Source organism: Humibacter antri (assembly GCF_054777235.1).
In genome coordinates, this window is sequence record NZ_BAAHAW010000019.1 from 260,771 (window position 1) to 274,666 (window position 13,896).

12 protein-coding genes and 1 pseudogene are annotated in these 13,896 nt (G+C 69.8%); 11 read left to right on the plus strand and 2 right to left on the minus strand.

The window, feature by feature from the left end:
- Positions 1-21: 21 nt before the first annotated feature.
- Positions 22-1,383 (plus strand): phosphoglucosamine mutase, encoded by a 1,362-nt coding sequence (glmM, locus tag ACYVDK_RS07600; RefSeq protein WP_460520264.1) that lies wholly within the window; start codon positions 22-24, stop codon positions 1,381-1,383.
- A 131-nt stretch (positions 1,384-1,514) separates the two neighbouring features.
- Here the strand turns inward: glmM and coaA are convergent, their stop codons facing one another.
- Positions 1,515-2,465 (minus strand): type I pantothenate kinase, encoded by a 951-nt coding sequence (coaA, locus tag ACYVDK_RS07605; RefSeq protein WP_460520267.1) that lies wholly within the window; start codon positions 2,463-2,465, stop codon positions 1,515-1,517.
- 494 nt (positions 2,466-2,959) lie between these two features.
- Between coaA and glmS the strand changes: the two genes are divergently transcribed.
- From glmS to tsaE, 4 genes are all read left to right on the plus strand, one after another.
- Positions 2,960-4,810, plus strand: coding sequence for a glutamine--fructose-6-phosphate aminotransferase (glmS, locus tag ACYVDK_RS07610; protein WP_460520270.1), 1,851 nt, complete (start codon positions 2,960-2,962; stop codon positions 4,808-4,810).
- 131 nt (positions 4,811-4,941) lie between these two features.
- Positions 4,942-5,334: a holo-ACP synthase gene (locus ACYVDK_RS07615; protein ID WP_460520273.1), complete on the plus strand. Its 393-nt coding sequence runs from the start codon at positions 4,942-4,944 to the stop codon at positions 5,332-5,334.
- Entirely contained in the window at positions 5,331-6,455 is a 1,125-nt protein-coding gene (gene alr, locus ACYVDK_RS07620; RefSeq protein ID WP_460520276.1) for an alanine racemase, read from the plus strand. Before ACYVDK_RS07615 ends, alr begins: the two co-directional genes overlap by 4 nt.
- Entirely contained in the window at positions 6,442-7,038 is a 597-nt protein-coding gene (tsaE, locus tag ACYVDK_RS07625) for a tRNA (adenosine(37)-N6)-threonylcarbamoyltransferase complex ATPase subunit type 1 TsaE (RefSeq protein ID WP_460520278.1), read from the plus strand. The genes alr and tsaE overlap by 14 nt, the downstream gene beginning before the upstream one ends.
- Positions 7,039-7,118: 80 nt before the next feature.
- Here the strand turns inward: tsaE and pdxR are convergent, their stop codons facing one another.
- Positions 7,119-8,495 carry an aminotransferase-like domain-containing protein gene (gene pdxR / locus ACYVDK_RS07630; RefSeq protein WP_460520752.1) on the minus strand — a complete coding sequence of 459 codons (1,377 nt, stop codon included), beginning with the start codon at positions 8,493-8,495 and terminating at the stop codon, positions 7,119-7,121.
- Positions 8,496-8,563: 68 nt separating this feature from the next.
- Between pdxR and ACYVDK_RS07635 the strand changes: the two genes are divergently transcribed.
- The 6 genes and pseudogenes from ACYVDK_RS07635 (at position 8,564) to ACYVDK_RS07660 (ending at position 13,838) form a co-directional block, all read left to right on the plus strand.
- Positions 8,564-9,637 carry a DMT family transporter gene (locus ACYVDK_RS07635; protein ID WP_460520281.1) on the plus strand — a complete coding sequence of 358 codons (1,074 nt, stop codon included), beginning with the start codon at positions 8,564-8,566 and terminating at the stop codon, positions 9,635-9,637.
- A 29-nt stretch (positions 9,638-9,666) separates the two neighbouring features.
- Complete coding sequence (gene tsaB, locus ACYVDK_RS07640) at positions 9,667-10,323, plus strand: tRNA threonylcarbamoyladenosine biosynthesis protein TsaB (protein ID WP_460520284.1); 657 nt, start codon at positions 9,667-9,669, stop codon at positions 10,321-10,323.
- Positions 10,320-10,763 (plus strand): annotated as a pseudogene (rimI, locus tag ACYVDK_RS07645) (ribosomal protein S18-alanine N-acetyltransferase); the annotation flags it as partial. The gene tsaB and the pseudogene rimI, both read left to right, overlap by 4 nt.
- Positions 10,764-11,135: 372 nt before the next feature.
- Positions 11,136-12,221 carry a tRNA (adenosine(37)-N6)-threonylcarbamoyltransferase complex transferase subunit TsaD gene (tsaD, locus tag ACYVDK_RS07650; protein WP_460520754.1) on the plus strand — a complete coding sequence of 362 codons (1,086 nt, stop codon included), beginning with the start codon at positions 11,136-11,138 and terminating at the stop codon, positions 12,219-12,221.
- A gap of 248 nt (positions 12,222-12,469) precedes the next feature.
- The gene (locus tag ACYVDK_RS07655) at positions 12,470-13,042 is read left to right on the plus strand and encodes a DUF4190 domain-containing protein (RefSeq protein ID WP_460520287.1); all 573 of its coding nucleotides are present in this window, start codon (positions 12,470-12,472) and stop codon (positions 13,040-13,042) included.
- A 76-nt stretch (positions 13,043-13,118) separates the two neighbouring features.
- Positions 13,119-13,838 carry a DUF4190 domain-containing protein gene (locus ACYVDK_RS07660; protein ID WP_460520288.1) on the plus strand — a complete coding sequence of 240 codons (720 nt, stop codon included), beginning with the start codon at positions 13,119-13,121 and terminating at the stop codon, positions 13,836-13,838.
- Positions 13,839-13,896: the final 58 nt, after the last annotated feature.

Below are 13,896 nucleotides of genomic sequence, written 5' to 3' on the forward strand. Positions count from 1 at the left end.
GCTGCAAGGCTCGCAACAGCTATGGCGCGTCTTTTCGGTACGGATGGCGTTCGCGGACTCGCGAACGCGGAGTTGACGGCAGATCTCGCCCTGGGCGTTGCCCAGGCGGCCGCCGTCGTGCTCGGGCAGGGACGCAGCGCTGAGGCGCGGCGTGCACAGGGCAAGCGCCCGGTGGCGGTCGTGGCGCGCGATCCGCGCGTCTCCGGTGAGTTCCTCCTGGCGGCCGTGGCCGCCGGTCTGGCCAGCTCCGGCGTCGATGTTCTCGACGCCGGAGTCATCCCGACTCCTGCCGCCGCGTTCCTGATCGCCGACATCGGTGCCGACTTCGGTGTGATGATCTCCGCCTCGCACAATCCGGCGCCCGACAACGGCATCAAGATCTTCGCCCGCGGTGGCACGAAGCTGCCCGACGTCGTCGAGGACCGCATCGAGGCAGCACTCGCCAGGCCGAAGCTGACACCGACCGGTGCCGAGGTGGGTCGCATCCGGCGTTTCGCGGATGCCGAAGACCGCTACGTGCTTCACCTGCTGGCCAGCCTGCCGCACAGGCTCGACGGCATCCATGTGCTCATCGATTGCGCGAACGGCGCTGCCGCGGGCATCTCGCCTGAGGCATTCACCGATGCCGGTGCTCGCGTCACCGTGATCGGCGACGACCCCGACGGCATCAACATCAACGACGGCGTAGGTTCGACGCACATCGACAAGCTGGCCGAGGCGGTCGTGGCGCACGGCGCCGACGTCGGCATCGCGCATGACGGCGACGCGGACCGCTGTCTCGCGGTCGACGCGAACGGCTGCATCGTCGACGGCGACCAGATCATGGCCATCCTCGCTCTGAGCATGGCGGAGCGTGGAGTCCTGAAGAACAACACGCTCGTCACCACCGTGATGAGCAACCTCGGCCTGAGGCTCGCGATGGCGGAGCACGGCATCGACGTCGTCGAGACCAGCGTCGGCGACCGGTACGTGCTCGAGCAGATGAACGAGAACGACTTCTCCCTCGGCGGCGAGCAGTCCGGCCACGTCATCATGCGGGAGTTCGCCACGACGGGCGACGGCATCCTCACCGGGCTGCACCTGGTGAGCGAGATGGCGCGCAAAGGCAAGAGCCTTAACGAGCTGGCGAGCTGCATGACCGTGTATCCGCAGATCCTCGTCAACGTGCGAGGTGTCGACCACCACCGGCTGCACGAGGACGACGTGATCGCGCTGGCGGTGCAATCCGCAGAGGCGGCGCTCGGCTCGACCGGCCGCGTACTGCTGCGACCCTCCGGCACCGAGCCCATGGTGCGCGTCATGGTGGAGGCCGCCGACCAGGACACTGCAGACCGTCACGCCCACGAGCTCGCCGAGGTGGTGCGCCTGCAGCTCGCGCAGTAGCCGCTCGCCTCCGCCCGCGGCGCTGCGCCGCCACCCGACCGTTTGCGCCACTTTGCGGTGATTGCGCCGGTCGTGGTGGCGCAATCACCGCAAAGTGGCGCGAACAGGCGGGGAGTCCCCGGGTGCGGGAGCTACAGCTTGCGCAGCAGAACCGACGACACCGTGTGATCGCTGTCCTTGCGCAGCACCAGCTTCGCCCGAGACCGGGTCGGGCGGATGTTCTGCAGCAGGTTCGGCTCGTTGATCGCGTGCCAGATCGACAGCGCCTGCGCGCGAGCCTCCTCGTCGGTGAGGCTCGCGTAGCGGTGGAAGTACGACTTCGGATCGGCGAACGCGCCACGCTGCAGCTTGAGGAACCGCTCGACGTACCATCGTTCGATGTCGGAGCCGCGGGCATCCACGTAGACGCTGAAGTCGAAGAGGTCGCTGACCGCCAGCCGGTTGCCTCCGCCGGCAGGCTGCAGCACGTTGAGGCCCTCGACGATGAGCACGTCCGGATGCCTGACCACCACCTGCGCATCCGGCACGATGTCGTAGCTCAGGTGCGAGTAGAAGGGGGCGCGCACCTCGTCGACGCCGCTCTTCACGGCGGTGACGAAGCGCAGCAGTGCGCGGCGGTCGTACGACTCCGGGAACCCCTTGCGGCTCATCAGCCCGCGGCGTTCCAGTTCGGCGTTCGGCAGCAGGAATCCGTCGGTGGTCACCAGCTGCACGTTCGGCGTGGTGGGCCAGCGACTGAGCAGCTCGCGCAGCAGTCGCGCGGTCGTGGACTTGCCGACGGCGACGGAACCCGCGACTCCGATCACGAACGGGGTGCGCGCCGCGCGCTCGCCCAAGAACTCGGTCGTCGCACGGTGGAGCTGCTGCGTTCCGGTGGCGTGCAGACTGAGCAGTCGACTGATCGGCAGATAGACCTCGGCCACCTCGTGCATGTCGAGGCGATCCCCGAGGCCGCGCAGCTGGGCGATCTCGGTCTCGGACAGCGGCTGCGGCGTGCTCCGCGCCAGCTCCGCCCAGTCGGAGCGGTCGATCTCGAGGAACGGCGAGATCTGTGCAGTCTGCGCCGTTCCGTTCGAGGCCATGGGCATCAAGTGTAGTGAAGCGGGCATCCCGTCCGGCCGGGTGCGGCAGCCCAGCGCACCGCTCACGGCACATTCTTCACTCAGGCACGATGCTTCACTCACGGCACGATTCAGGCTCTGCGGCCGGCCATCGACCGTGGGGCGCGATTTCCGGTCCTCCAGCCTGAATCGTGCGCGGAGGTGGAGCCGGAGCTGTGGAAAAGGCGGGCCCACACGCCGCTGCGCGGAGCGCGGGGCCACGCGCACTCTCGCCTCAGTCGCCGGTGGTCGCGCTGCGCGCTCGACCGACTCCATCGGCTCGGCAGAGCACGCAAGCGCGCTCTGCTCTCGCCTTCCCCGTCGCTCCCCCACCCACCGCTGCGCGGAGCGCGGGGCCACGCGCACCGTGGGCCCAGTCGCCGGTGGTCGCGCTGCGCGCTCGACCGACTCCATCGGCTCGGCAGAGCACGCAAGCGCGCTCTGCCTCGCCTCAGTCGCCGGTAGAATCGATCGCCATGTGCGGAATCGTCGGATACGTCGGCAGCGACCGAACCCTTGAGGTGCTGCTGGGCGGTCTGAAGAGGCTGGAGTACCGCGGATACGACTCCGCGGGCGTCGCCGTGATCGATGCACAGACCGGGCGGCTGGGCGTCGTCAAGCGCGCCGGCAAGCTGGGGGTGCTCGAAGACGAGCTGAGCAGGCATCCGATCGCCGACGGCGCCACAGGGATCGGCCACACCCGCTGGGCGACGCACGGCGGACCGACCGATCGAAACGCGCATCCGCACCTCGGCGACGACGGCAAGCTGGCCGTCATCCACAACGGCATCATCGAGAACTTCGCCGCGCTGCGCGACGAACTGGCCGCCGAAGGCTTCGGGTTCGTCAGCGAGACCGACACCGAGGTGGCCGCGGCTCTGCTCGGTCGTGAATACCGCGAGACCGGCGACCTCGCCGAGGCGTTCCGTCGGATCGTCTCGCGGCTCGACGGCGCTTTCACGCTGCTTGCCGTGCACGAGGACCAGCCCGGGGTCGTGGTCGGCGCGCGTCGCAACTCACCGCTCGTCATCGGGCTGGGCGACGGCGAGAACTTCCTCGGATCGGATGTCGCCGCCTTCGTCGAGTACACCCGTCGCGCGGTCGCCATCGGCCAGGACCAGATCGTGGTCATCACGCCGACCGACGTCACAGTGACCGATTTCGCCGGCGACGCCGTCGACGTCGAGCCGTTCGAGGTGGCGTGGGATGCCACGGCCGCCGACAAGGGCGGCTGGCCGAGCTTCATGGCGAAGGAGATCGCGGAGGAGCCCGACGCCGTCGCCAACACCCTGCGCGGTCGCGTGCACGATGGTCGGGCCGTCATCCCGGAACTCGAAGACCTCGACGACCTGCTGACCGGCATCGACCGCATCACGGTCATCGCCTGCGGCACCGCGGCGTACGCCGGCCAGGTCGGCGCGTACGCCATCGAGAAGTGGGCGCGCATCCCGGTCGAGGTCGAGCTCAGCCACGAGTTCCGGTACCGCGATCCGGTGATCACCCCGTCGACCCTGGTGGTTTCGATCAGCCAGTCCGGCGAGACCATGGACACGCTCATGGCGGTCAAGTTCGCGCGCGAGGCCGGCGCGAAGACGCTGTCGATCTGCAACACGCAGGGCGCAACCATCCCGCGCGAGTCGGACGGCGCCGTGTACACGCACGCCGGTCCCGAGGTCGCGGTCGCCTCCACGAAAGCGTTCGTCGCGCAGATCACAGCCCTCTACCTGTTCGGGTTGCACCTGGCGCGGCTGCACGGAACGCTGACGGATGCCGAACAGACCGCGAATCTGGACCAGCTGACTGCGATCCCGGCCAAGCTCGAGCGTGTGCTGGAGTCCAGTGACGCGATCGTGCAGCTCGCGCACTGGATGAGCGACACCCGCGCAGTGCTCTTCCTCGGCAGGCACGTCGGGTTCCCGATCGCGCTCGAGGGTGCGCTGAAGCTCAAGGAGCTCGCGTACATCCACGCCGAGGGCTTCGCCGCAGGCGAGCTGAAGCACGGCCCGATCGCGCTCATCGAGCCGGGTCAGCCGGTCTTCGTCGTGGTGCCCAGCCCGCGCGGAAGCGACGAGATGCATAAGAAGGTGGTCTCGAACATCCAGGAGATCCGCGCCCGCGGTGCCCGTGTTCTGGCGATCGCCGAGGAGGGCGACGCCTCGGTGCTGCCGTTCGCCGACGCGGTCGTGCGCATCCCGCTTGCCGCGCCGTTGTTCGAACCGCTGCTGGCAGTCATTCCGCTGCAGATCTTCGCCATGGAGCTCGCGACGGCCAAGGGCCTCGACGTCGACCAGCCGCGCAACCTGGCCAAGTCGGTCACGGTGGAGTAGCGGATGCCACCTACCGCATCTCGTCAACAGGACGGTGAGCCCTCTGCCGCCGAGAACATGACGGATCGGCATGTTCTCGGGCGAATGTCCTGTCGGGGTGAACACCGCGGTGGTGCGGCGCGAGGCGGCTCGTGATCGCGGGCATCGGGGTCGACATCGTCGACCTGGAGCGCTTCGAGCGTGCGATCGCGCGCACTCCGAGGCTCCTCACGAGGCTGTTCGCCCAGAGCGAACAGGGCTTGCCGACCCACTCGTTGGCTGCTCGCTTCGCCGCGAAGGAGGCCGTGGTCAAGGCGCTCGGGCGCGCCGACGTGGTGGTCGCATCCGATGTGGAAGTGGTGCCTGACGAGCACGGAAACCCGGGGCTCGTGCTGCACGGCGCTGTTGCGGAGGAGGCGGCGGCGCGAGGCATCACGAGGTGGCACCTCACGATGACCCATGACGCGGGCGTGGCGTGCGCGTTCGTGGTCGCGGAGACCGACGAGGCGGCCTCCGGTGCCGGCGGAACCGGGGTTTCACGATGACCGAGCTCGCCCCGCTGCGGGAGGCCGTCATCGACCTGAGTGCGATCCGCGGCAACGTCGAGACGCTGCGGCGCGCGATCGGCACCGAGCACTTCATCGCCGTCGTCAAGGCGAACGGTTACGGGCACGGCGCCGTGCCGGTCGCCCGTGCCGCCCTGGCAGGCGGAGCAGACCGGCTCGGGGTCGCCGATCTCGCCGAGGCGATCGAACTCCGCGAGTCGGGCATCGCCGCTCCCGTGCTGGCCTGGCTGCACGACTCCGATCCCGATTTCGACGCGGCGATCGCCGCAGGCGTCGAGGTGGGGGTTTCGAGCCTCGCTCAGCTCGAGGCACTCGCGGCCGCGGCACGACGTGCAGGAACCGTCGCGGCGGCGCACCTCAAGCTCGACACAGGCTTGAGTCGCAACGGCGTCGCACCGGATGCCTGGCCGGAGGCCGTGCGCGCAGCCCGCGCCGCCGAGGCGGCCGGCCTGGTGCGCGTCGCCGGCGTCTTCAGCCACCTCTCGGGCACCGACGCCGAATCGGATGCCGCGCAGGCCGACGCGCTCGACCGCGGACTCGCCGAGGCATCCCGCGCGGGACTCGACCCCGAGTTCGTGCATCTGGCTGCCAGCGGTGCAGCCCTGACGCTGCCCCGCACCCGCTACAACACCGTGAGAGTCGGCATCGCGATCTACGGGGTCTCTCCCTTCCCGGCCCGCGAGCCGAGCGAGTTCGGCCTGCGGCCCGCGATGACACTGCGGTCGCGGGTCGTCGCGGTGCGGCGCATTCAGAAGGGCCAGGGGGTGTCGTACGGGCACACCTTCCGGGCGTCGCACGACACCACGCTCGCGCTCGTTCCGGTCGGGTACGCCGACGGCGTGCCGCGGCAGGCATCCTCCCGCGGGGAGGTCTCGATCGGCGGAGTGCGGCATCCGGTCGCCGGGCGTGTGGCGATGGACCAGATCGTGATCGCCGTCGGTGACGAGCCCGTGCAGGTCGGCGACGAGGTCGTGCTGTTCGGCGATCCGGCGACGGGTGTGCCGTCGGCCGAGGACTGGGCGCGCGCGGCCGACACGATCGGCTACGAGATCGTGACGCGGCTGGGCAAGCGGGTGACGAGGCGCTATGTCGGCCACTGACGCCGCCGCGGAGCCCGCCGGCGAAGGGATGCCGCTCGCCGGCACGCGCGCCGTGCCCACCTCCGAGGCGATGGAGGGGTTCGGCCGCGAACTCGGCCGCCTGCTGAAAGCGGGTGACCTCGTTGTGCTGTCCGGTCCCCTCGGTGCGGGCAAGACGACCCTCACCAGGGGCATCGGCGAGGCGATGAACGTGCGCGGGCCCGTGACGAGCCCGACGTTCGTGCTTGCTCGCACGCATCCGTCGCTGAACGGCGGAACGCCGCTGGTACACGTGGATGCCTACCGGCTCGGCTCTGCTCTGGAACTCGACGACCTCGACATCGACTTCGCACGTTCGGTCGTCGTGGTGGAGTGGGGCGACGGAATGCTGGACGGCGTAGCGGAGTCGTGGCTAGACGTCGCGATCGACCGGCCGACCGGCGCAGGCGACGTGGGGAGAGCTGACGCAGGGTCGGCCGAGGCAGCAGACGACGATGTGCCCGAGGCAGCAGACGACGATGTGGCCGAGGCGGCGGCCGACGATGCGCTCGAGGAACCCCGCACGTTGACGGTCACCCCGCACGGCACGCGCTGGACGGCCTGATGGTTCTGCCGCGTTCCGCGGCCTCCTGCCGCCACGGTGCGAGGCCGTGTCGGTCTCGTCGACCAGCGTCGCCTGTGTGTTCAGCTCAGGAGTCGCCCGATGGTCTGCAGGGCTTGGTCGAGGCGCGCAGGTGAGTGGAAGCCGTACGCGATGACGAGTCCGGGAGCGCCGTCGGCCACCCGCAGCGCGGACAGCGGGGTCACCCCTATGCCACGTTCGGCAGCATCTTCGGCGAGCCGGGCGTCGTCGACTTCGTCGGGCAGCAGGACGAGCACATGCAGTCCCGCCGCCACTCCCTGCACGCGCGCTTGGGGCAGGTGCCGGTGGATCGCGTCGACTGCGGCGTCTCTGCGTTGTCTGTGCCGGGTCCGCAACATGCGCAGCTGACGCTCGAGAGTGCCGGAGCGCAGAAGGTGCGCGAGCACGAGTTGCGGGATCACGGGGGAGCCCAGATCGCTGGCCCAGCGGCGCTCCACCAGTTCGTCTCGAAGCGCGCGCGGCGGCACGAGCCATCCGAGCCGAAGGGCGGGGGCCAGGGTCTTCGAGAGGCTCGCGATGTATGCGACACGGTGCGGTGCCATCGCCTGTACGGCGAGCACCGGTTTGCGGTCGTAGCGGTGCTCCGCGTCGTAGTCGTCTTCGATGACGAGACCGCCCGTGTCGTTCGCCCAGTCCACCAGTGCGCGGCGTCGGGCAGATGCCAGCACGACGCCCGTGGGGTACTCGTGCGCGGGCGTGACGACGACGGCGGGCGCGTCGGATGCCCGAAGCGCCGCCACATCGATGCCGTCATCGTCGACCGGAATGGGTATTGTTCCGCGCATCCAGTAGTCCAGGAGACGACGAGTGCCGCTCGAACCCGGGTCCTCCATGGCGCACGTCGTGGCACCGTGCTCCAGGAGGGTCTGACAGAGCAGCGCGAGCGCGCCGGAGACGGCGGAGGTGACGATCACGTCGTCGGGAGAGGCCACGACGCCACGACTGCGGCCGAGCCACTCCGCGAGGGCTTCCCGCAGCTCGATCGGCCCCTGCGGCGGGCTGTAGCCGAGCTCGCGCGCGCCGGCCGTGTCGAGCACCTCCCGCTCGGCACGCAGCCACGCAGCCCGCGGAAACGCGGAGAGGTCGGGGAGGCCTGCGGAGATGTCGAGCACCCCTGTGCGGTCACGCGCATCGTCCCGCTGCCTCTTCGCGGGCGCCGACGTCGAGGAGGCGACCACGGTGCCCGCCCCGCGGTTCGCGTCGAGCACGCCCTCTTCGGCGAGGCGTCGGTAGGCCTCGGCCACCGTGCCGCGCGACAGCCCCAGTTCCGCGCTCAGCACCCTCGTGGCGGGCAGTCGTGCTCCCGGCTTCAGGCGGCCGTCGGTGGTCGCGTCACGAAGCGACGAGGTCAACCACCAGGTGACCCGACCGGGCGGTGCCGTGGTGACGTCGAGCTGGAGAAAGTCGGATGCACGCATTTGGCTCACAAGAATACGAGGCAGTTGGCTCTATCTGCTAGGCCAAGTTCTGGGCAGCATCGGATGACATGACCGGTTCTCCCGCATCCATCACATCCGCTCGCGACACGGGCTCCCTCGGCGCCAGGCCCGAATCGGCAACAGCCCGCTCGTCTGAGGGGATCGCCGTCGCGAACCGCATCGCGGCGGGAGCCCGCGGTGCCGTATCGATGGTGCTCGTCGGAAGCGTGGTCGCGCTCACGGGCGGCGTGCTGCGGTACGCGCCGGTGTTCGCGGTTCAGGCGCTCCGGTACGCGGCCGCGGCCGTCGCCCTCGCCGTCTTCGCGCGCGTGTTCCGCGCACGCCTCGTCATGCCCAAAGGTGCCGAATGGTTCTGGATCGCCGCGGGAGCGGCCACCGGGCTCGTCGTCTTCAACGTCGCTCTCGTGATCGGCACGGCGCACGCGGATCCGGCCGTTCTCGGCGCGGCCGTCGCCTGCGTTCCGATCGTGCTCGCGGTGGCATCGCCGTTGATGCATCGTTCCGCCCCGAGCGTGCGCGTGGTCGTGGCCGCGGTGATCGTGGCAGGCGGAGCGATGGCCGTGGAGGGCGGCGGGCATGCCGACGCCATCGGCATCGCGATGGCCGTCATCCTGATGATCTGCGAGGCACTCTTCACCCTGTTCGGTGCACGGGTGATCGGCCGGATAGGAGCATGGACCTTCTCACTGGGCACGACGTCGGTCGCTGCCCTCGGATGCGCCGTCGTCTCGGTCTTCCTCGAACGCTCCCAGTGGCACTCGGTGGCGACGCTGCCGGTCGGTCTCGGAATCGTCTACGCCGGAGCCATCGCCACCGCGACCGCGTACGTGCTCTGGTTCTCCAGCGTCGGCAGGGTGGGCGCCGCCATCACCGGACTCACGTCGGGTTTCGCCCCGCCGACCGCTGCGCTGCTCGGAACGATCTTCGGGTCGGCGATGCCGACGTGGATCGGATGGCTGGGCATGGTCGCCATCGCCTGCGGCCTGGCGATCGGTTTCGCCGAGCCCCGCACTCACGGCGTCGCACCCGTGGCCGACGCATTGAAGAAGGCAACGAGAGGCGGCACAGCGGGGTATCGAGCGGAGCCCTCGGGTGCACGCCGATCGGCCGCACGCGAATGACCGCGGTCGGCAGACTCTAATCTGGAGAGATGCTCCTCGCGATCGACACGTCGGCCGGAACCTCCGTCGCCGTGGTCGACAGGGACGGCGGCGTGCTCAGCGAACTGACCACCCTCGACACGAGGCGTCACGCCGAGGTGATCGGTGGGATGATCCGCGACGCGCTGGCACAGGCATCCGTCGCCCCTGACGAACTGTCGGGAGTCGCCGCAGGCATGGGGCCGGGTCCGTTCACCGGCCTGCGCGTCGGTATCGCGGCGGCGAAGGCCTTCGCGCTCGGAATCGGCAAGCCGTTGGTGCCGATCGTCAGCCACGATGCAGTCGCCCTCGAGCGCTACGCCTGGGGGCACATCGGCCCGCTCCTCGTGGTGACGGATGCCCGCAGGCGAGAGCTTTACTGGAGCACGTACGGGGGCGTCGACGAGCTCGGTATCCCGCTGCGCACCGGCGGCCCTGGACTGTCGAAGCCCGACGAGCTGCCGGAGGCGGCCAGACGCGCTGCCGGCCATGCCACGGCGCTCGCCGCGAAGGAGCGTTACGACGCGGCGTCCATTCCGGCCGGTCAGCTCGGCCTTCTCGCCGAATGGCTCCATGCGGCGCACCGTTCGTTCGCCGACGATCGTCCGCTCTACCTGCGCTCGCCCGACATCACGCCGTCGACCGGGCCGAAGCGGGTGACGGCATGACCGCCGTACCGGCCGACGCGGTCGCCGGCCTTCGGCTCGCCACCGCGCAAGACCTCGACGCGATCATGGCGTTGGAGACCTCCATCTTCGTCACGGATGCCTGGTCGCCCGCCCTCATGCGCGCCGAGCTGATCGCGCCGCACTCGTTCTACCTCGTGGTCGAGCGCGACGGCGACGTCGTGGCCTACTCGGGCCTGCGGGCCGTACCCGGATCAGCGGATGCCGACATCCAGACGATCGCGGTCGCCCCCATCGCGAGACGGCTCGGTCTCGGCCGGGCACTGATGGTCACGATGATCGGGGAGGCCTTCCGCCGCGGCGCCCGCGAGGTGTTCCTCGAGGTGCGCGCGGACAACCCGAGTGCCCAGCGGCTCTACGACTCCCTCGGCTTCGAGGGCATCGCGGTTCGCCCGCACTATTACCAGCCCGACGACATGGACGCGATCGTGATGCGGCTCGCCCCACCCGTTGAGCCACCTCTCCCGCCCGTCGAGGAACCTCTCCCGTTGGTTGAGCGTCCTCTCCCGCCCGTCGAGGAACCTCTCCCGTTGGTTGAGCGTCCTCTCCCGCCCGTTGCGCGACCTCTCCCGCTGGTTGAGCGTCCTCTCCCGCCCGTTGCGCGACCTCTCCCGCTGGTTGAGCGTCCTCTCCCGCCCGTTGCGCGACCCCTCCCGCTGGTTGAGGAACCTCTCCCGCCTCTCCCGTTGGTTGAGGGTCCTCTCCCGCCGGTTGAGCGTCCTCTCCCGCTGGTTGAGCATCTCCTTCCGCCCATCGAGCGTCCTCTCCCGCTGGTTGAGCTTGTCGAAACCGCAGTGACCGCGTCTCCACAAGCTGTCTCCGCGGTCGCCCCGCTCGTCATCGGCATCGAGACGTCGTGCGACGAGACCGGCGTCGGCATCGTGCGCGGCACTCGGCTGCTCGCCAACGTGATCGCCTCCAGCATGGATGAGCACGCTCGCTACGGCGGTGTCGTGCCGGAGGTCGCCGCGCGTGCGCACCTGGAGGCGCTGGAGTCGACCATCACCGAGGCGGTGGAGCGTGCGGGCATCCGCCTCGACGAGGTCGACGCGGTCGCCGTGACCAGCGGGCCGGGACTCGCCGGCGCGCTCATGGTGGGGGTGGGTGCGGCGAAGGCGCTCGCCGTGGCCCTCGACAAGCCGTTGTACGGCGTGAACCACCTCGTCGGTCACGTCGGCGCCGATCTGCTCGACGCCGACGGCGGTCCCGGTCGTGAGCTGGAGCTGCCGACGATCGCGCTTCTCGTCTCCGGCGGGCACACCTCGTTGCTGCATGTGCGCAGCCTCACCGACGATGTCGAACTGCTGGGCGAGACCATCGACGATGCGGCGGGCGAGGCGTTCGACAAGGTCGCGCGAGTGCTCGGGCTTCCGTACCCCGGAGGTCCGCAGATCGACCGTGTGGCCGCTGACGGACATCCGGATGCCATCCGCTTTCCGCGCGGGCTCACCCTGCCCAAAGACATGGCGAAGCACCGCTACGACTTCTCGTTCTCCGGGCTCAAGACCGCGGTCGCGCGCTGGGTGGAACGGCGGGAGGATGCTGGCGAGCCCGTTCCCGTCGCCGATGTCGCCGCGAGCTTTCGCGAGGCCGTCGTCGACGTGCTGCTGCGCAAGGCGATCGCCGCATGCATCGACCGTGATGTTCCGCGGCTGCTGCTCGGCGGCGGTGTGGTCGCCAACGCGCGCGTGCGGCAGTTGGCGCAGGAGCGAGCGGATGCCGCGGGCATCCGGCTGCGTATCCCCGCGTTGTCCCTGTGCACCGACAACGGTGCGATGATCGCGGCGCTGGCCGCGCAGCGCATCATGGCGGGGCACGGCCCGAGCGGCCTCGACTTCGGAGCGGATTCGACGCTGCCTGTGACCGACGTTCAGGTCTGAGCGCGTCTCGCGCGAAGTCGCGGCGGGCATGGGGACAGCTCCCCATCGCGGCCGATCGCGAGCGCGAATAGCGTGCGAGTACGCACTCGCGCCCAGGGTTGACAGTCCGACACGCCGGACACGACCTGCATTGACACCCCTAGAGGCGGATGCCAGCATTGGCATACACAGCTTTCGCTCAGGTTCGATCCGGGGCGAGGTACGACCGGTCGCTAATGATGGCCGGCCCATTCGAAAGGATCAAGCACATGTCCGATCCCAACGCTCCACAGGACCCGGCGGGCTCGCCGCAGCAGCCGCCGGCGCCTGAGCCGGCTGCACCTGCGCAGCCTGCCGCACCCCAGCCGGCTGCACCTCAGCCCGCTGCTCCTCAGCAGCCTGCGCCGCCGCAGTACGGCGCACCTCAGCAGCCGGCCGCCCCGCAGTACGGTGCGCCTGCGCAGCCTGCGCCGCCGCAGTACGGCGCCCCTCAACAGCCGGCCGCACCCCAGCCCGCCGCACCGCAGTACGGTGCGCCTCAGGCTCCGCAGTACGGCCAGCCGTACGCCGGAGTTCCGGTGCAGAAGTCTCCGATTCTGAGCATCCTGTCCCTGATCGGGGGCATCGTCGGAATCGTCGGCTCCTTCTTCTACTTCGGTGGCCTGTTCGCCATCGCGGCCGTGATCCTCGGATTCATCGGGCGCAGCAAGGAGCCGCAGGCGAAGGGCTTCTGGCTGACCGGCATCATCCTCGGTTTCGTCGCCATCGCGATCGAGATCATCGTCATCGTCGTCATCGTGGCGATCCTGGCGTCGGTCGGTTCCTCGCTCAACAACTACTGATCCATCCGCGGCGCGGTGACTCGGGGCATGGTCTCGAGCGCCGCGCCGCATACGTCTCCCGACGAAAGAAGCTCCGATGTCCGATCCGAACGCTCCGCAGAACCCGGAGCAGGCGCCAACGCCCGAAGGTGCGCCGCAGCAGGAGCCCCCGGTCGCACCACCCTCGGCACCCCAGGTGCCGCAGCAGCCTTCCGCCGCACCGCCCTCGGCCGCGCCGCCCTCGGTACCTCAGGTGCCGCAGCAGCCTTCCGCCGCACCGCCTGCGCCTGCCCAGCCGAGCGTGCAGCCGCAGCCGCCCTACGGTGCCCCGCAGCAACTCGCGCCGCAGCCGGCTGTCCCGCCGGCACCTCAGCAGCCGTATGGTGCACCGCAACCACCATATGTCGCCCCTCAGCAGCCGTATGGTGCTCCGCAGCAGCCGTATGGTGCTCCGCAGCAGCCGTATGGTGCTCCGCAACAGCCGTACGGTGCTCCGCAGTACGGTGCGCCGGCGCAACCGCCCTACGGGGCGCCTCAGTATGGTCAGTACGCGCCCGCGCCGTCCAAGACGCCGATCCTGAGCATCCTGGCCCTCATCGGCGGCATCATCGGCGTCATCTCGGTCGGCTGGGGCGTGCTGTTCGGCATCGCGGGCATCGTGCTCGGCTTCCTGGGCAAATCACGCGAGCCGCGGGCGAAGGGACTCTGGCTCACCGGCATCATCCTCGGCTTCGTCTCGGTCGCGCTGATCCTGTTCTGGATTTTGATCATCATCATCGGAGCGATCGCCTCGGCGAGCTACAACTACGGCTACTGAGCGACGGAACCGACTCCGCACGAAGGCCGTCCCACCTGCCGGGCGGCCTTCGGCGTCC

Bases quoted from the DNA above. Each gene is read 5' to 3' on its own strand.
- alr (WP_460520276.1), top strand. From the start codon at position 5,331: ATGACCGAGCTCGCCCCGCTGCGGGAGGCCGTCATCGACCTGAGTGCG.
- tsaB (WP_460520284.1), top strand. From the start codon at position 9,667: ATGCTCCTCGCGATCGACACGTCGGCCGGAACCTCCGTCGCCGTGGTC.
- coaA (WP_460520267.1), bottom strand. From the start codon at position 2,465: ATGGCCTCGAACGGAACGGCGCAGACTGCACAGATCTCGCCGTTCCTC.
- ACYVDK_RS07660 (WP_460520288.1), top strand. From the start codon at position 13,119: ATGTCCGATCCGAACGCTCCGCAGAACCCGGAGCAGGCGCCAACGCCC.
- tsaE (WP_460520278.1), top strand. From the start codon at position 6,442: ATGTCGGCCACTGACGCCGCCGCGGAGCCCGCCGGCGAAGGGATGCCG.
- ACYVDK_RS07655 (WP_460520287.1), top strand. From the start codon at position 12,470: ATGTCCGATCCCAACGCTCCACAGGACCCGGCGGGCTCGCCGCAGCAG.
- glmM (WP_460520264.1), top strand. From the start codon at position 22: ATGGCGCGTCTTTTCGGTACGGATGGCGTTCGCGGACTCGCGAACGCG.
- pdxR (WP_460520752.1), bottom strand. From the start codon at position 8,495: ATGCGTGCATCCGACTTTCTCCAGCTCGACGTCACCACGGCACCGCCC.
- ACYVDK_RS07635 (WP_460520281.1), top strand. From the start codon at position 8,564: ATGACCGGTTCTCCCGCATCCATCACATCCGCTCGCGACACGGGCTCC.
- glmS (WP_460520270.1), top strand. From the start codon at position 2,960: ATGTGCGGAATCGTCGGATACGTCGGCAGCGACCGAACCCTTGAGGTG.